The sequence below is a fragment of the Streptomyces sp. adm13(2018) genome (assembly GCF_008042145.1).
Lineage (GTDB): Bacteria > Actinomycetota > Actinomycetes > Streptomycetales > Streptomycetaceae > Streptomyces.
In genome coordinates this window covers 11037-27586 of the sequence record NZ_RDBH01000061.1, presented here as the reverse complement: position 1 = coordinate 27586, position 16550 = coordinate 11037, and the positions used below count along the sequence as shown (strand labels likewise).

Sequence of the window (16550 nt, the reverse complement as noted above, 5' to 3'; positions counted from 1 at the left end):
GATCAGGGGGATGAGGGTGGGCGGCCGGCGCGAGATCGTCGTTCCCCCGCGCCTCGGCTACGGCGACCGGTCGCCCTCGCCGTTGATCCCGGCGGGTTCCACGCTCGTCTTCGTGGTCGACCTGCTCACGGTCGCCGTCTGAGGCGGACGCGGTCGCATCCGGGCTGGACAGGTCCCCTGTCCGGTCCCGGCACGGTCCGCGCCTCGCCCCCCTCGCCGTCCCCCCGGCGGTCGATCAGAAGGAGAAGGCCGCGCCTTCGTTCAGCGTGACGCCCATGGTGCAGGCGTTGCCGAAGGTGTACTGCCACGAAGTGCGGGCTCCCTCCCACACGCCGTCCACGGTGACGGTGACCGGGTCGAAGTGCTGCGGACACATGCGGTCCGTGGCGGGGGACGCCAGCAGGCCCCCGAAGGTGCCGCCCTCGTGCGTGGCCTTCAGCTCGGCGCAGGCCGCCTCGGGGGCGGGGTGGGTGCCGGAGGCGGTCGGCGCGCAGCTGAGCGTGACCGCGCGCTGGACGACGGCGGAGCCCGCGTCGGCGCCCTTGCTGATGCTCAGGACGAGGGCGGAGGGCGCGTACAGGCTTTCGGTGCGGGCTTCCGCGGCACCCGCGGTGCCGACGAGGCAGAGAACAGCGGACGCGGAGACTGCAGCGAAACGGCGAAGCATGACGGGGACTCGCTTTCGATTTGAAGAGTTGAAGCGGCATCTACCTTGCAATCGCCGCTCCGTTTGCGCTTCGGAGTGTGTCTGACACGCAGAGCGATCGCATCTCGGTGGTCGCTATCCGGACATCCGCGCCCACATGCCGGTGATCGAATGTGTGTTCAGCAGGTCAGGGCCGCTGCGGGACGTCGTCCGCCCCGCTCCGCACACCCCGTTTCCGCCCTGGCGGGGCTGCCGGCCTGCACGGGGACGCCCCGGGTTTACCGAACGGTCGTTCAGTACGGCCGATTACCGACGCTCCCCCGCGAGTCATGGAGGCACCTCCTCCCCCCGCCGCCCCGCATGAGAGGAATGCCCGATGCGGGTAAGTTTCTGCATCGACGCATGCTTCGACACATCGGTACTTCTGGGCGGAGGAAAGCCGTGGGAACGGTCACCACACAGGACGGCACCAGCATCTTCTACAAGGACTGGGGGCCCCGCGACGCACAGCCGATCGTGTTCCACCACGGCTGGCCGCTGAGCGGCGACGACTGGGACAACCAGATGCTCTTCTTCCTGGAGCACGGCTACCGGGTCGTCGCCCACGACCGGCGCGGGCACGGCCGTTCCGGGCAGAGCGCGGGCGGCCACGAGATGGACACCTACGCGGCCGACGTGGCGGCGGTGACCGACGCGCTGGACCTGCGCGACGCCGTCCACATCGGGCACTCGACCGGCGGCGGCGAGGTCGCCCGGTACGTCGCCCGCGCCACGCCGGGACGGGTCGCGAAGGCCGTCCTCGTCGGCGCGGTGCCGCCCATCATGGTCAAGTCCGACGCCAACCCGGGCGGCCTGCCCATCGAGGTCTTCGACGGCTTCCGGGCCTCGCTCGTCGCCAACCGGGCCCAGTTCTACCTGGACGTCCCGAGCGGCCCGTTCTACGGCTTCAACCGCCCCGGCGCCGAGGTCTCCCAGGGCGTGATCGACAACTGGTGGCGGCAGGGCATGCGGGGCGCGGCCAACGCCCACTACCACTGCATCAAGGCGTTCTCCGAGACGGACTTCACCGAGGACCTGAAGCAGATCGACGTACCCGTCCTGGTCGCCCACGGCACCGACGACCAGATCGTCCCGTACGAGGACTCGGCACCGCTGTCGGCGAAGCTGCTGCGCAACGGCAGGCTCCGGAGCTACGAGGGCCTCCCCCACGGGATGCTGACCACGCACCCCGACACCGTGAACCCCGACCTCCTGGCCTTCGTCAAGGAGTGACGGCCGTGTGACGGGCCGGGGGACGACGACACGTCCTTCTCCGGCCCCCCGGGTCTCCCCCGTCACGTTCATGTGTGCCGACGGCGTTTCAACTCCCGTTGAGCGGTCAGCCGAAGAGGACGACGCCGTACACGCAGAAAGGAGATCCGACATGGACAACTGGCGTGCATCCGCTGCCTGCCAGAACGTCGACCCCGACCTCTTCTTCCCGGTGGGAGCCGGCGGCCCGGCGCTGGTCCAGGCCGAGGAGGCCAAGGTCATCTGCCGGCGCTGCCCCGTCCGGGAGGCCTGCCTGAACTGGGCCATGGACGACGCCCGCCAGGTGACGGGAGTGTGGGGCGGCCTCGACGAGAACGAGCGCCGCGCCCTGAAGCGTCGTCTGCGCAACCGCGCGGTCGCGGCGAAGTGAGCACCCCGGTGCTCCCCACCCCCGACGGCACCGTCCGCCTGCTCGACGTCCCGCCGGGCCTGCCGCTGGGCGTCGGCGGCGTCGACTTCACGACCACCGAGGTCACACTGCCCCTCGGCAGCGTCCTCGTCCTCTACACCGACGGGCTCGTCGAGTCCCGGAGCAGCGACATCGACGCCCGCCTCACCGAACTGACCGAGCTGCTCGCCGCCCCCGTGCCGTCCCTGCCCGCCCTCTGCGACCGGCTGCTCACCCACCTCGTGCCGGCCTCGGCGGACGACGACATCGCGCTGCTCGCCGCCCGCGTCGGCACCGCGACCTGAGCCGCTCGGTCCGCGGTAGCCGGACCGCGCCACCCGCACCCCCTCACGGCGGGCCCTCACCCCGCTCCCGTTCCTGGTCCAGCAGGGCCGACAGGTCCTTGAGGCGGTCCAGGCCGTGCACCGCGCGCGAGATCCGGGCGTTGTGCTCCAGCGTGCCGCGGTGCCGGTGGAGGAAGTTCCAGTAGCCCGCCGTGAACGGGCAGGCGTCCTCCCCGACCCGCCGGTCCGGGCGGTAGCGGCACGGTCCGCACAGGTCGCTCATGCGATCGATGTAGGCGCCGCCCGAGGTGTACGGCTTCGTGGTCATCCGGCCGCCGTCCGCGTACTGCGACATCCCCACGACGTTGGGCAGCATCACCCAGTCGTACCCGTCGACGAAGCAGCGGTGGAACCAGTCCGTCACGGCGGCCGGATCCCAGCCGCGCTGGAGCGCGTGGCTCCCCAGCACCATGAGCCGCGGGATGTGGTGGGTCCACCCGGTGTCCCGGACCTGGCGCAGCACCGTGGCCAGGCAGCGGGCCGACACGGCGTCCGCGTCGAGGTCGTTCCACCAGTCGGGCAGGGCGGCGGTGTGGCCCAGCGCGTTCGACGAGCGGTAGTCCTCGCCGAAGTACCAGTAGAGCTGCCACACGTACTCGCGCCAGCCGGCGATCTGCCGTACGAAGCCCTCGACGGAGTTCAACGGCGCGTCGCCGGCCCGCCAGGCCGTCTCCGCGCCCTCCACGCACTCGACCGGATCGAGGAGCCCCAGGTTCAGGGAGGACGACAGCAGGCTGTGGCTCATGACGCCGTCGTCGGCGAGCATCGCGTCCTCGTACGCGCCGAAGCCCGCCAGCCGCTCACCCAGGAAGCGCTTCAGGGCGGCCCGGGCCTCCCGGCGGGAGGCGGGGAACCGCCGGGGCCCGTCGCGGCCCACGAAGGAGACGTCCCCCGCGCGCTCCCAGCGGTCGAGGTCGTGGCGGACCTCCTCGTCGATGTCGTCCTCCCGCGGCCGGTACGGGGCGGGCGCCCCGAGCGTCGCCCGGCCCCGCGGCGGCTGCTCCCGGTTCTCGTGGTCGAGGTTCCACGTGCCGCCCGCGGGGCTCCCGCCGTCCATCAGGAGGTCGTGGTCACGGCGGAGGTGCCGGTAGAAGGCCTCCATCCGCAGCCCGCGCTGCCCGTCCGCCCACGCCCGGAAGTCGTCGTGGCCGAGCAGGAACCCGCGCGGCGGGAGGACCGTGACGCGGTCCAGGGACGTCACGAGGGCGAGCGCCGCTCGCGAGGTCGGATGGTGCACGGTCACCGGGTCCCGGCCGACCGCCTTCCGCAGCCCCTCCCGGTAGGTGTCGGCCCGTACGTACGTCACCCGGTCGCCGAGTTCCGCGGCGCGGTGCCGCATCGCCGAGAGGATCAGATGAGCCTTCGCCCGGTGGAAGCGCCGACGGCGGAAGACGGCACGGGACTCGATCATCACCACGGGCGTCTCGCGCGAGGGGCCCTCGCCGTCGTCGCCCGCGCCGAGGAACGCCGGCCCCAGCTGGTCGCCGAAGAGCCAGTGCGTACGGGTGGTCATGCCGCCTCGATCCGCTCGGTCGCCGTGCGGCGCCTCCTGGCGCCCCGACCCGACTTCGGCGCGCGGGTGTCCGACGGATGCGGCCCCCGCGAACGATCCGCCGCCGGGTCGCTGCCGCGTACGGCCCCGGAACGGCCGGCGACCGGCGCGAGGCCGGCCGGCGGCGGACCGCGGCTCAGAGGGGTCGCGGCAGGCTCAGAAGGAGAGGAACCGGAAGAGGAAGAAGAGTCCTCCGAGGACGGCGCCCGCGCTGATCAGGGCGAGCCACACCCTCGGATGCTCCCAGATGCCGCCGTCGGCGCGCTCCTGGTGGGCCGAGGACGTGGACCCCTCCGCGGGCGGGGTCTCCTGGGGCGGTACGAGCGGCTGGGTCATGGCCTCTCCCAGGGGGGTGCGGGACGGCGTGTCGCCGCCGGGTCTCCACCATCCCTCGATCGGCCGAGGCCTGCCACGCGCGTCGTTCGTGCGTCGAAGCCCGGTCCGTGCGGGCGGCCCCGGGGCGGCTCTCCGCCCGCCCCGGGACGCCGGGCCGGAATCACCAGGTGGTGTCGTCGAGATTGTGGGTACACGCTGGGACGTGTGCCCGGGGCGGAGAGAGAGCCGCCCCGCGACACCGGCCCGATCCCGTCGAGGAGGCCTATGTCGGCAGTGCTTCCGTTCGCCGCTGCCCCGCCCCCGACCACGGGTGAGCGCCACCGTCCAGCACGAGGGAAAGGCAGCACGACCGATGACCGAGAGCCGACCCGCCACCACGACCGACTCCGGAGCCCCGGTGGAGAGCGACGAACACTCGCTCACCGTGGGCCCGGGCGGTCCCATCCTGTTGCAGGACGCCTATCTGATCGAGCAGATGGCGCAGTTCAACCGTGAACGGATCCCCGAGCGCCAGCCGCACGCCAAGGGCAGCGGCGCGTTCGGCAGGTTCGAGGTCACCCATGACGTGAGCGCCTACACCAAGGCGGCGCTCTTCCAGCCGGGGACCCGAACCGAGCTGGTCGCCCGCTTCTCCACCGTCGCGGGGGAGCGCGGGAGCCCGGACACCTGGCGCGACCCGCGCGGCTTCGCGGTGAAGTTCTACACGTCCGAGGGCAACTACGACATGGTCGGCAACAACACGCCGGTCTTCTTCATCAAGGACCCGATGAAGTTCCAGCACTTCATCCGGTCGCAGAAGCGCCGCGCGGACAACAACCTGCGCGACCACGACATGCAGTGGGACTTCTGGACCCTCTCCCCGGAGTCCGCCCACCAGGTCACCTGGCTGATGGGGGACCGGGGCATCCCGCGCACCTGGCGCCACATGAACGGCTACACCTCCCACACCTACATGTGGATCAACGCCTCCGGCGAGCGGTTCTGGGTGAAGTACCACTTCAAGACCGACCAGGGGATCGAGTACTTCACCCAGGACGAGGCCGACCAGATGGCCGCCGTCGACACGGACTACCACACGCGCGACCTGTTCGAGCACATCCGCGACGGCGAGTTCCCGAGCTGGACGCTGCACGTGCAGGTCATGCCGTACGAGGACGCGGCGACGTACCGCTTCAACCCCTTCGACCTCACCAAGGTGTGGCCGCACGGCGACTACCCGCTGATCCCGGTGGGCCGCATGACGCTCGACCGCAACCCCACCGACAACCACGCCGAGATCGAGCAGGCCGCGTTCCAGCCCAACAACCTGGTCCCCGGCATCGGTCCCAGCCCCGACCGGATGCTGCTCGCGCGCCTCTTCTCGTACGCGGACGCCCACCGGCACCGCATCGGCGGCAACTACCAGCAGCTGCCCGTGAACGCGCCGGTCGTCGACGTCCACACGTACTCCAAGGACGGGGCGATGGCGTACCGCAAGACGTCCGACCCGGTCTACGCGCCGAACTCCAAGGGCGGGCCCGCCGCCGACACCGAGCGGTACGGGAACCCGCCGAGCTGGACCGCGGACGGCGAGATCACCCGGTCGGCGTACGTCTCCCACCCGGAGGACGACGACTGGGGCCAGCCGGGCACCCTCGTGCGCGAGGTGCTGGACGACGCCGCCCGGGACCGGCTCGTCGACAACGTCGTCGGCCACCTCCTCAACGGCGTCACCGAACCCGTTCTGGAGCGTGCCTTCACCTACTGGTCCAACATCGACCAGGACCTCGGCAAGCGCATCGCCCAGGGCGTGCGCGCCAAGGCCGACGAGATGGATCCCAAGGCCGCCGACCAGGGCAACCCCGCCCGCAGCTCCATGCAGGACAAGGCCTGACGCGACAGAACGGCCGGTGGGCGCCCCCTCGTCATCGAGGGGGCGCCCACCGGCCGTTCGGCGGCGCTTCGGAAGGCGTCACCGCCCCGACACGCCGGCCCCTTCCTCCTCGCGCAGCTCCAGGAGGTCGGCCGCGGGAGCGGTGACCACCTTCGGAAGGGCGCCCGGATGCTCACGCGCGAGCCAGCCGACGAGCTCCTCCCGGACGGCGCAGCGGGTCGACCACAGGTCGTCGGGGTCCTTGGCGGTCACGATCGCCCGCACCGTGATGCCGGTCGGCGAGGTGTCCGTCACGGCCAGGTCCCAGGCCCGGCCGTCCCAGGTGTCGCACGTCGACAGGAACTCCTTCAGGTGTGCCCGCGCGAGGGCCACCGGAGTCGAGTGGTCGCAGTGCAGGAACACCGAACCCGTCATCTCCGCACCACCGCGCGACCAGTTCTCGAAGGGACGCGAGGTGAAGTACGAGACGGGCAGGGTGACCCGGCGCTCGTCCCAGGTCCGCACCGTCAGGAAGGTGAGGGTCACCTCCTCCACGACACCCCACTCGCCGTCCACGACGACGGTGTCCCCGATCCGGACCATGTCGCCGAACGCGATCTGGAAGCCGGCGAAGAGGTTGCTCAACGTGGACTGGGCCGCCACACCGGCCACGATGCCGATGATCCCAGCCGAGGCCAGCAGGGACGTGCCGAGGGTACGGAAGGAGGGGAAGGTGACGAGCGCCGCGGCGGCGGCGACCACCCCGACGGCGACGGTCACCACCCGCATGATCAGCGACACCTGCGTGCGGACCCGGCGCACCCGCGCCGCGTCGCGCGAACGGCCGGCGTAGCGCGTGTACGAGGACTCGACCACCGCGGCGGCCGTCCGTACCGTCAGCCACGCGCCGCCGCCGATCAGGGACAGCAGCAGGATGTGTCCCACCGTGTCCACGTGTTCCTGGAGCGGCTGTTGTCCCCGCGCCGCCATCGGGTAGGTCCACCGCAGCAGCGCGGCCAGCACGACCACGTACAGCGGTGTGCGGCCGCGGCGCAGCAGCCCCCACAGAGGTGTCTCGGGATGCCGGCGGTCGGCGAACCGCGCCAGCATGTCCGCCGCGCGGCAGACGGCGTAGGCCGCCAGCGCCGAACCGCCGACGGAGATCGCCAGGCGAATGAAGCTCTCCATATGCTCCCCAGTCGATAGTCGAACAGGCCGTGGATACGCCTCACCGCCGCCGGGTACGCCAAACCTCGGCCCCGGGCGACGGGCCCGTCGCCCGGGGCCGCGCGGAGGTGGGACGTATCCGGCGGTTCACCCGGCCATCCGGCTGCGGTGGCCGGGCGGGCGCGGATCGCGTTGCATGGAGGGCAGCGCACTCCGCCGTCTCGTCGAGGGGGCTCCCCCGTGGTTGGTGAGGATCAGCAGGACCAGGGGCCCGTCCCCCGGGGGCTGGGAGACGCCGTGCTCGACGCCCTGTTCTCCCAGTCGCCCATGAGCCTGCACGTCTACGACCGGGAACTGCGGCTGGTACGGGTCAACAAGGCCGCCCGGCTGATGCGGGAGTTCCCGGTCGACCGGTTCCTCGGCCGCACGCTCGCCGAGATCCTGCGCTCCTTCGACCTCCCCGAACCCGCTGCCGTGGAACGGGCGGCCCGCGGGGTGCTGGAGACCGGCACCCCGGCCTTCGACCTGAGCATCCGGGTCCGCGACCACCACGTCCCCCCGGCCGAGGCCGTCGTCTCGGCGTCCGCGTTCCGGCTCCAGCGGGCCGACGGCACCGTGCTGGGCGTGGCCGTCGCGCTGACCGACGTCACGGCCCGGGCGAGGGCGGAGGCGGAACTGCGCCTGCTGAACGAGGCGGCCGCCCGGATCGGCACCACGCTGGACATCGTCCGCACCGCCGCCGAGTTCTGCGAAATCGTGTCCCCGGCCATGGCCGACACCGTGACCGTCGACGTCTACGACACGGTCATGAGCGGCCGGGCTCCGACGGTCGACGCCCACGACCGGGACCAGACCCTCCGCCGCGTCGGCTACCGCTCGGTCGCCGGACCCGAGCGGCAGGGCGTCCCCGTCGTCGGCGAGGTGACCGTGTACCCGCCCGGCACCCCCCACCGCGCGGCCCTCGACACCCTGGCCCCCAAGCTGATCCGGCGGCTCCGCCCGGACGCCCCCTGGCTCGACACCGCGCGCCGCCGGGACGCCCGGATCGTCCGAGCGGGAGCGCACTCGATGCTCCTCGTCCCGATCCGGGCCCGGGGCGTGGTCCTCGGCCTGGCCTGCCTCTACCGCTGGCGCGACCCGGCGCCGTTCGACCACCGGGACCTGCGGCTCGCCCGGCAGCTCACCGCGCACGCCGGCCAGTGCCTGGACAACGCCCGCCTCTACGGCCGCGAACGCTCCGCCGCACGCGTCCTCTCCGGCGGCTTCGCCCAGGCGCAGGCCACCGTGGGCACCGCCGTCGAACTGGCCCGCACCCATCTGCCGGCCGGCACCGGCGGCGGCTGGTCCGACGCCATCCCCCTCTCCGGCTCCCGGGTCGCCCTGGTGGCCGGGGACACCACGTCCGGGACGTCGGCCCCCGGCGCCATGAGCGAACTCCGCGCGGCGATCGAGGTGCTGGCCGACCTCGACCTGCCGCCGGACGACATCCTCCAACGGCTCCACGACCTCGCCAGCCGCCCCGGCGGCCCGCCGGCCGGGACCGGCTCCGAACCCGCCGACGGACCACCCGCCACCTGCCTCTGCGTCGTCTACGACCCGGTCTCCCGGCTGTGCACGGCGGCGAGCGCCGGACACCCCCCGCCCGTCCTGGTGCACCCGGGCGGCGACGTCGAACTGCTCGACGTCGCCGCCGGACCGCCTCTGGGCCAGGGCCTCGCCCGGTACGGGCTCACGGAACGCGCCCTGCCCGCCGGTTCCACCCTGCTGATCTGCAACAACGCCCTGCTGACCGGCGCGGGCGGCAGGGACGCGATGCTCGACCGGCTGACCGACCTGTTCGCCGCACCCCACGACACCCTCCAGGCCGCCTGCGACACGTGCGCCGACGCCCTCGCCCCCGAGCAGTCCCCGCGCGACGCCTACCTGCTGCTGGCCCGCACCCGCACGATGGACGACTCCCGTACGAAGGCCTGGACCTTCCCCAACGCCCCGGAGAGCGCCCGGGAGGCCCGGCGGCGGGCGACGGAGCAACTCACGGAATGGGGCCTGGCCCAGGACGTCATCGACGACATCGCCCTGGTCGTCAGCGAACTGGTCACCAACTCCGTGCGCTACGCGCAGGGCCCGATCCGGCTCCGCCTCATCCGCGACAGCACGCTCGTCTGCGAGGTCACCGACGACAGCAGCGCCAGCCCCCATCTGCGCCGCGCCCTGAGCACGGACGAGAACGGCCGGGGCCTGTTCATCACCGCCCAGCTCACCCGGCGCTGGGGCGTGAGACCGTCGGGCCGCGGCAAGACCCTGTGGGCCGAACGGAGCCTCGTGTACGGGGAGGACGGCGAGGCTGCCCCCGGGCGGACCGGCGCCGACGAGGGGTGACCCGGACCCGGGGTACGAGGCCGTACGTCGTCCCGCCGGCCGGGTACGTCGTCCCTCCGGCCGTCAGGAGTGATCACCTTCGTGTACGTGCTCCGTGACGCGGGGCGGGGCCGACGGCGGGGGCCGGTCCTCCCTGCCGATCGGTCCGACCGTCGCGCCCAGGGCGTACGAGCCGAGGAACACCGCCACCAGCAGCGCCAGGAACCCCCACACGGCGGCGGGCGGTCCGTACCGGCGGCGCGGGGCCGTTCCCGCCCCACGCGGTTTCGAGTTCCGGGTGGTGTCCACCGGCCTCCTTCCAGAGCGCGAAGGGGCCCGGCTCGGCCCGGGCGCCCGGGGGAGGAGTCGGATCGACGGCCGCCCCGGTTCCGGCGGACGGGAGGGAATCCCGTCCGCCGGACCACAGGGGCGGCGGTCCTCCCCGTACGGGATCAGGCCAGCGCGGGCGCCCGCGTCGAGCCCCGCTGGGCCGGCAGCGAGGGCGGGGAGGCCGCCCGTCCCGCGGCCGAGGGTTCCCCGTCGCCCCGCAGCAGCGCGACCAGGGAGGTGCGGGCCCGGGCGACCCGCGAGCGGACCGTGCCCACCGGACAGCCGATGGCCTCGGCCGCCTCGGCGTAGGGCAGGCCCAGGAGTTGGGTGAGGACGAAGGCCTCACGCCGTTCCGCCGGGATGGAGTCCATGAGCTCGGCGAGGGCCACGCCGTCCTCGAATCCCGGCAGGCCGAGCGGCTGCGTGTGCTCCGCCTCCGCCTGCCAGTCGTCGCGGTCGGAGAGTCTGGGGCGGGCGGCGGCGTGGCGCAGGCTGTCGACGACCGTGCGGCGCGCGATGGACAGGAGCCAGGTCCGCGCCGAGGAACGCCCCTGGAACCGGGGCAGCGCGGCGATCGCGCGCAGGAAGACCTCCTGGGTGAGGTCGTCGGCGGCCTGGCGGTCGGCGCTCAGATAGGCCACGTACCGCCAGACGTCGCGGTGCAGGGCGCGGACGAACAGGTCGGCCTTGGCGGGGTCGCCGTCCCGCGCGGCCAGGGCGAGCAGCGTGGTCGCGGCGTCCGTGTCGGCGTCCGGCGTACGGGCCGGGCGGGAGGAGGTGATCGGTCCCTGGTGCAGGGTGCCGAGGGCAGGGGTCATCGCCACAAGTCCTTACGGGGCAAGGGAGGTCCGGCGGCGCGGTCGCGCGGCTGCGCCGGTGAAGGGGTCGCGGGCTGCCGTGAGGGCAGGCCGATGCCCGGGCGACGGCGGTGCGGTGGGTCGGGCCGTCGCCGCGGGGAGCCGGCTGTCAGAAGGAGACAGCGAGGGCGCGCGGCGGACCCCGGGTGATGACGGAATGGGCGAGGAGCAGCCGCCGGGGGGCCCGCTCGTCCTCGGCGCGGACGCGCCGGATCCGCGGGCGCGCCGGCGCTACGGGGACGACGGCGGCGAGCAGCAGCCTGAGCGGCCGCAGCGGTGACCTGAACCGCCACAGCGGCAGGGAGCGTACGAGGCGGAACGCCGCCCGTTCCCCGTACGCCAGCCAGAGGCCGCTGAGGAGACCGGCGAGCAGGTGCGCGGACACCATCCCGAGGGACGACGACATCTCTGACATCTCTGTCATGTCGTGGGCGACGGCCCCGGAGCCGACGGACGTGCCCCGCCCGGATCCGTGGGCCGGGTCCATGCCGGCCATGCCCAGGTGCCCCGTGTGCCCCATGGCCGCGTGGGCCGCGGCGGCGGTGTCCGCGACGGGCCGGCCGGGCGGCGGGGAACCCTGCGACTGCGACCGGGAGAAGACCGTGTGCAGCATGGTCTGGACGGCCACCGTGGCCGCCGTCACCGCGAGAAGGCCCTGCTCACGCCCCGCGAGGATCCAAGCGAGGCCGAACGTCCCCGCCAACGCCGGGCCGAGGACGGTGGTCGGCAGGTCCTGACCCGACATCAGTACGTGGCCGGTGGCCGCGAGCAGCACGCAGACGGCCGCGAACATCGCGGCCCGGGCTCCTCGCGCACATCGGCCTGGTGTCATGGCGCGCCCATCCTTGCACCCCTCCGGAGACACGGGGGCGGGAAGGGCGACCACGGCCGCCCCCTCGACCTGTCGGGTCATCAGTACGCGACTGTGGCGCGGCCCACAAGAGCGCGTCGGGAACTTCCGGCACCCGCGCCACGACTTCTCCACGGCGACGGCGGACGGCCCGACCGTCCCACGGTGAGGGGGAGCCACGTGAAGTCCGCAGGCAGGACGGCGGCCACCGGCACGGCGGGGGAGTCCGGGCACACGGGGCCGCGCGGACTGACCACGCTGCTGACGACCGCCATGGCCTTCTCGATGATGCAGCTCTTCCTCCTGGGAGCGCTCGGGCCGCGCCTCGTGGACGGTCTCGGCGTCTCCGAGACGCTGCTCGGACTCACGACCACGGTCGGGTTCGGCACCGCCGCCGTCCTCTCGCCGGCCGGCGGCCGGGTCGTGGACCGGATCGGCCCCCGGCGGGCGCTCGTCGCGCTGCTCGCCGTGTCGGGCGTGGCGCTCGCACTGATCGGCGCGGCCCCCGGGCCCGCCCTGCTCCTGGTGGCGGTGGCGCTGGGCGGCCTCCCGCAGGCCCTCGCCAACCCGGCGACGAACAAGGCGATCCTGGCGGCCGTCCCCGCGCCCCGCCGGGGCGCCGTCACCGGCGCCAAGCAGTCCGGGGTCCAGCTCGGCGCCTTCGCCGCGGGCCTGCCGCTCGCGGCGGCGGCGGGCCCGCTGGGCTGGCGGGGCGCGGTGTGGGTGGCGGCCGCGGCCGCCTTCGGCGCCGCCCTGTGGGCCCGGCGGGCGCTGCCCTCCGACCCGCCGCCCCCGGCCGGCGCCGCGCCCGGCGCACCGGCCCGGCCGGGCGCGCCCGTGCCGTGGCTCGCCGCCTTCTCGCTCTTCCTGGGGGCGGGCATCGCCTCCGTGAACACGTACGTCGCGCTGTTCGGCGTCCAACGGCTCGGCATGGGACCGGCGGTGGCGGGTGCGCTCGTCGCGGTCCTCGGTCTCGCGGGGATCGCCGGCCGGGTCGGCTGGTCCCGGGCCGCGACACCGGACCGGGCCCCCTGGTTCCCGGCCCTCCTCGCGGCCGGCGCGGTCGGCGCGGCCCTGCTCCTGGCCGCGGCCCTCCGCGTGGGGCCCCTCGTGTGGGTGGCGGCCGTGGCGGTCGGCGTGTTCGCCGTGTCGGGCAACGCGGTCTCCATGGTCCTGGTCATGCAGCGTTCGGCACCGGGCCGGGCCGGGCAGGACTCGGCGCTGGTCGCCGCCGGCTTCTTCGCGGGGTTCGCCGTGGGACCGCCGCTGTTCGGACTGCTCGCCGAGCGCGGCCGGTACGGCACCGGCTGGGCCCTGGTCGCGGCGGAGTTCGCGGTCGCCGGGGCCGTCGCCCTCCTCTGGGCGGTCGGGGACCGCCGCACCCGCCGGGGCGGGGTGACGACGTGACCGGAACGAGGGACTGGGCCGAGGAGGCGCTGCGGCTCGTCCTCGGGCGCGTGACGGAGACCGCCGGGCAGGTGGGCGCCCGGTTCCCGCTGTACGCGGACCCCGCCGACGGCCGCTGGACGACGACGGGACGGGGCTCGTGGACCGGCGGCTTCTGGGCCGGCCTGCACCGGCTCCGCGCCCTGCACACCGGCACGGCGGCCGACCGCCGCGCGGCCGCCGCGGTCACGGCCCGCCTGGCGCCCTGGGCCGAGGCCGACACCGCCGCCCGCGGCCTCGTCCTCTGGTACGGCACCGCCCCGGCCGAGGACACGGACCGCGCGGCCGCCGCCCTGCGCGAGCGCGCCGCGAAGGCCGCGCTCGACGCCTGGGATCCGGAGCTCGGCCTGGTCCCGTGGGGCGCCGCGCTGGGCGGCCCGCGGCTGCGGGCCCGCGCGGACGGCGTCCCCGGGCTCGTCCCGCTCCTGGCCGCCGCCGGACCGGAGGGACGGGCGGCCGCCGCCGCCCATCTGCACCGCCATCTCGACCTGTGCCTGGACGGCCGGGAAGGAAGCGGGCGGCCCGTCCCGGCATGGCGCCTGGACGGGCCGCGCGGCAGCCGGGTGGCCGAGCCCGATCCCGCGCCCGGCTGGACGCGGGGCGAGTCGTGGCTGCTCCTGGCGGTCGCGGACGGCCTGCTCCTGGCGGACGGCGACCCCGCCTGGCGCGCCGACCGCCTGGCGAGCGCCGCCGACGTCCTTCTCCGGCGCGGGGAGTTCCTCGACGGACCGGTCGTCCCGCCCGCCGAGGCGGACGCCCCCGACGCTCCTCTCGACACGTCCGCCGCCGCCATCGCAGCGGTCGCCCTGCTGAAACTGGCGCGCGTCCCCGGTGCGGTCGGGGCCACGGCCTGCGCGGACCGCGCGGAGACCGTCCTGCGCGCGCTGGTGGACGCCCACCTCACCCGACCGGGCGGCGGCCGGCCGACGGGCATGCTGCTCGACGGCTGTTACGACGCCGGAAGCGGCACGGCGGTCCGCCACGAACTGGTCTGGGGCGACTACTTCCTGGCCCTAGGCCTGACCGCACTCCTCGGGGGCGTCGACCTCGGGCGGGTCTGACGACCTCACCCCGACCCGCCCCACACCCCGCAGTGCCCGCCGGGCGACCGCTCCGACGTGCTGTTCGTCGGGGCCGTCCAGGATTCTGGCCGTCCGTCCCGTGCGGAGCAGTGCGGGGAGCGCGGTGTCCGGGCCCAGCCCGGCGGCGCCGAAGACCTGGACGGCGCGGTCGGCGACCTCCTGGAGGGTGCGGGCCGCCGCGGTCTTCGCCAGGCCCACCTCGATGCGGGCCTCGCGTCCCTCCGCGACCAGCGCCATCGCCTCGTACACCAGGGGGCGGGTGCTCCGGAGGGCCAGGAGCGACTCGAAGACGTGCTGCTGGACCAGCTGCCGGTCGGCGAGCGGTCCACGCGCCCCCTGCCGGGCCACGGCCCGGCCGCACAGCAGGTCGTACGCCCGCTGGGCCTGCCCCACCCAGCGCAACGCCCGCAGGGTGCGCCCGAGTTGGAGCCGCTCACCGGCGATGGTCAGAGCCTGCCCGGCCTCGCCGACGAGCTGGTCCTCGGCGACCTCGACCCGGTCGAACGCGATCTCGTACTGGCCGGTGGCGCCCAGGACGGGCAGCTCGCGGACGACCCGGAACCCGGGGGAGTCCGTGGGGATCAGCAGCAGGGACAGCCCGTCGCGGTCCCCGACGGCGCCGCTCGTCCGGGCGAGCACGGTCACCAGGTCAGCGTCCGCGGCGTGCGACACGAACCACTTGCGGCCGGTGACCGTCCAGCCGCCGGTCCGCCGCTCCGCCCGGGTGGCGGTGAGCAGCGGTTCGGTGCCCGGGACGTCCGGCTCGGTCATCGCGTAACACGTCCGGAGGTCGCCGGAGACGAGGTGGCGCAGGTACGCCGAGCGCACCCGGGGGGAGCCGTGGCGCGCCAGCATGGTCACGTCCAGCAGGGGCGCCGACCCCAGGGCCGTCGGGCCGTGGTCGCTGGCCCCCTCCGCCTCGGCGAGCAGCGCGTACGCGCTCAACGAGATTCCGCCGCCGCCGAGTTCGGCGGGCAGCGGCAGGGCCCACAGTCCGGCCGCCCGGGCCTGCGCCCGCAGTCGCCGTCGCGCTTCCGCGGCCGCGGGCCCGCCCGCGTCGAGCACCGCCTCCTCGGGGAACACCCGGTCCCGGACGAACGCGGAGACCCGCTGCCGCAGCGGCTCGGGAGCGAGGCCGCCGCCGGCGTCCGCGTCGGGCGCGAGGGTGGCACCGAGGCCGGCTGTCACTCCGTCATGGTCCGTCACTGTTTCCTCCGTCTTGGGAACTCGACAGAACACGCGTCCGACTGCCTGCCCGTGGAAGAGGTCGGGCGCACCCGCCCGCCGGTTCCCGCGAACGTGACAGACCCGTGCGCAGGCCACCGCCCGCGCGAGGAGAGGAGAGGCATGGCGTCACCAGCGACCCCGTACGACGCGGTCCGCCGCAGGCCCGACGGTCCGCTTCCGCTCGACGCGCTGCGCGTCGACGTCGGCGGGCCCCCGGCCCTCACCCGCGTCGTCGCGGACCACCTGGGGCGCCTCGGCGGACGGGTGCGGAGCACGGACGCGGACCGGATCGGCGTCGACGGCGCCGGATTCGCCCCCGTCACCGCCGACACCGCCTGGGGACCCCACGGCTCCGGCGTCGAGGACGAGGCCACCGCCCAGGCCGCCACCGGTGTGATGGCCGTCCACGGCCGCCGCCACGGCACCCCGCGCGGCCTCGGCGTCGACTACCTGGCCACCGCCACCGGCGTGCTCACCGTCCAGGGCCTCCTCGCCGCCCTCGTCGCCCAGGCCCGCGGCACCGCAGGCCCCCGCCGGGTGGGCACCACCGCCGACGGGGCCGGCCTGCTCGCCGTCTCCCAGTACCTGGCCGCGGCCGGCGCCGACGAGCAGGAGGCCGCCGAACTCGCCGCCGGAGGACCGCCCTTCACCTCCGCCGACGGCGTCGTCTTCGAGCTGGAGACCCTCGACCCCGGAGCCTGGGCCGCGTTCTGGCGCGCCCTCGGCGCACCCGCCGACGCGATACGCGCGGGCTGGCGGCCCTTCCAGTTCCGGTACGCGACGGCCTGCGCGCCCTTCCCGCCC

The 16550-nt window shown here is 74.6% G+C and carries 17 protein-coding genes; 9 read left to right on the top strand and 8 right to left on the bottom strand.

Annotated elements, in window-relative coordinates:
* A partial coding sequence (locus EAO70_RS05490) for an FKBP-type peptidyl-prolyl cis-trans isomerase (RefSeq protein ID WP_187283744.1) occupies positions 1-142 on the top strand: 142 nt, incomplete at its 5' end.
* A 93-nt stretch (positions 143-235) separates the two neighbouring features.
* Here the strand turns inward: EAO70_RS05490 and EAO70_RS05485 are convergent.
* Positions 236-667 carry a subtilase-type protease inhibitor gene (locus EAO70_RS05485; protein WP_148001876.1) on the bottom strand — a complete coding sequence of 144 codons (432 nt, stop codon included), beginning with the start codon at positions 665-667 and terminating at the stop codon, positions 236-238.
* 420 nt (positions 668-1087) lie between these two features.
* On the opposite strand from EAO70_RS05485, the gene EAO70_RS05480 reads away from it, so the two are divergent.
* From EAO70_RS05480 to EAO70_RS05470, 3 genes are all read left to right on the top strand, one after another.
* Positions 1088-1918 (top strand): alpha/beta fold hydrolase, encoded by an 831-nt coding sequence (locus EAO70_RS05480; RefSeq protein WP_148001875.1) that lies wholly within the window; start codon positions 1088-1090, stop codon positions 1916-1918.
* A gap of 151 nt (positions 1919-2069) precedes the next feature.
* The gene (locus EAO70_RS05475; protein ID WP_148001874.1) at positions 2070-2327 is read left to right on the top strand and encodes a WhiB family transcriptional regulator; all 258 of its coding nucleotides are present in this window, start codon (positions 2070-2072) and stop codon (positions 2325-2327) included.
* Positions 2324-2650 carry a PP2C family protein-serine/threonine phosphatase gene (locus EAO70_RS05470; protein ID WP_222723440.1) on the top strand — a complete coding sequence of 109 codons (327 nt, stop codon included), beginning with the start codon at positions 2324-2326 and terminating at the stop codon, positions 2648-2650. Before EAO70_RS05475 ends, EAO70_RS05470 begins: the two co-directional genes overlap by 4 nt.
* A gap of 43 nt (positions 2651-2693) precedes the next feature.
* Here the strand turns inward: EAO70_RS05470 and EAO70_RS05465 are convergent, their stop codons facing one another.
* Together EAO70_RS05465 and EAO70_RS05460 are read right to left on the bottom strand one after the other, a co-directional pair.
* A complete protein-coding gene (locus EAO70_RS05465; protein WP_148001872.1) occupies positions 2694-4202 on the bottom strand; it encodes a cryptochrome/photolyase family protein in 1509 nt (502 codons plus the stop codon).
* A gap of 195 nt (positions 4203-4397) precedes the next feature.
* Positions 4398-4577, bottom strand: coding sequence for a DUF6480 family protein (locus EAO70_RS05460; RefSeq protein WP_148001871.1), 180 nt, complete (start codon positions 4575-4577; stop codon positions 4398-4400).
* Positions 4578-4929: 352 nt separating this feature from the next.
* On the opposite strand from EAO70_RS05460, the gene EAO70_RS05455 reads away from it, so the two are divergent.
* Positions 4930-6450: a catalase gene (locus tag EAO70_RS05455; RefSeq protein ID WP_148001870.1), complete on the top strand. Its 1521-nt coding sequence runs from the start codon at positions 4930-4932 to the stop codon at positions 6448-6450.
* Positions 6451-6528: 78 nt separating this feature from the next.
* Here EAO70_RS05455 and EAO70_RS05450 read toward each other — a convergent pair whose 3' ends face one another.
* On the bottom strand, positions 6529-7617 hold the full coding sequence (locus EAO70_RS05450) for a mechanosensitive ion channel family protein (RefSeq protein WP_148001869.1): 1089 nt from the start codon (positions 7615-7617) through the stop codon (positions 6529-6531).
* A gap of 219 nt (positions 7618-7836) precedes the next feature.
* Between EAO70_RS05450 and EAO70_RS05445 the strand changes: the two genes are divergently transcribed.
* Positions 7837-9975 (top strand): SpoIIE family protein phosphatase, encoded by a 2139-nt coding sequence (locus EAO70_RS05445; RefSeq protein WP_148001868.1) that lies wholly within the window; start codon positions 7837-7839, stop codon positions 9973-9975.
* 63 nt (positions 9976-10038) lie between these two features.
* Here the strand turns inward: EAO70_RS05445 and EAO70_RS05440 are convergent, their stop codons facing one another.
* The 3 genes from EAO70_RS05440 to EAO70_RS05430 form a co-directional block, all read right to left on the bottom strand.
* On the bottom strand, positions 10039-10263 hold the full coding sequence (locus EAO70_RS05440) for a hypothetical protein (protein WP_148001867.1): 225 nt from the start codon (positions 10261-10263) through the stop codon (positions 10039-10041).
* 143 nt (positions 10264-10406) lie between these two features.
* Positions 10407-11102 carry a sigma-70 family RNA polymerase sigma factor gene (locus tag EAO70_RS05435; protein ID WP_148001866.1) on the bottom strand — a complete coding sequence of 232 codons (696 nt, stop codon included), beginning with the start codon at positions 11100-11102 and terminating at the stop codon, positions 10407-10409.
* A gap of 148 nt (positions 11103-11250) precedes the next feature.
* Positions 11251-11934, bottom strand: coding sequence for a hypothetical protein (locus EAO70_RS05430; RefSeq protein WP_148001865.1), 684 nt, complete (start codon positions 11932-11934; stop codon positions 11251-11253).
* A 237-nt stretch (positions 11935-12171) separates the two neighbouring features.
* Here EAO70_RS05430 and EAO70_RS05425 point away from each other — a divergent pair, with 237 nt between their 5' ends.
* Both EAO70_RS05425 and EAO70_RS05420 read left to right on the top strand, forming a co-directional pair.
* Entirely contained in the window at positions 12172-13398 is a 1227-nt protein-coding gene (locus EAO70_RS05425; protein WP_261992680.1) for an MFS transporter, read from the top strand.
* Positions 13395-14498, top strand: coding sequence for a sugar ABC transporter permease (locus EAO70_RS05420; RefSeq protein ID WP_148001864.1), 1104 nt, complete (start codon positions 13395-13397; stop codon positions 14496-14498). The genes EAO70_RS05425 and EAO70_RS05420 overlap by 4 nt, the downstream gene beginning before the upstream one ends.
* Here the strand turns inward: EAO70_RS05420 and EAO70_RS05415 are convergent.
* Positions 14451-15707, bottom strand: coding sequence for an acyl-CoA dehydrogenase family protein (locus tag EAO70_RS05415; RefSeq protein ID WP_148001863.1), 1257 nt, complete (start codon positions 15705-15707; stop codon positions 14451-14453). The genes EAO70_RS05420 and EAO70_RS05415 overlap by 48 nt on opposite strands.
* A gap of 159 nt (positions 15708-15866) precedes the next feature.
* On the opposite strand from EAO70_RS05415, the gene EAO70_RS05410 reads away from it, so the two are divergent.
* On the top strand, positions 15867-16550 hold a 684-nt coding region (locus tag EAO70_RS05410), incomplete at its 3' end, for a CoA transferase (RefSeq protein ID WP_187283742.1).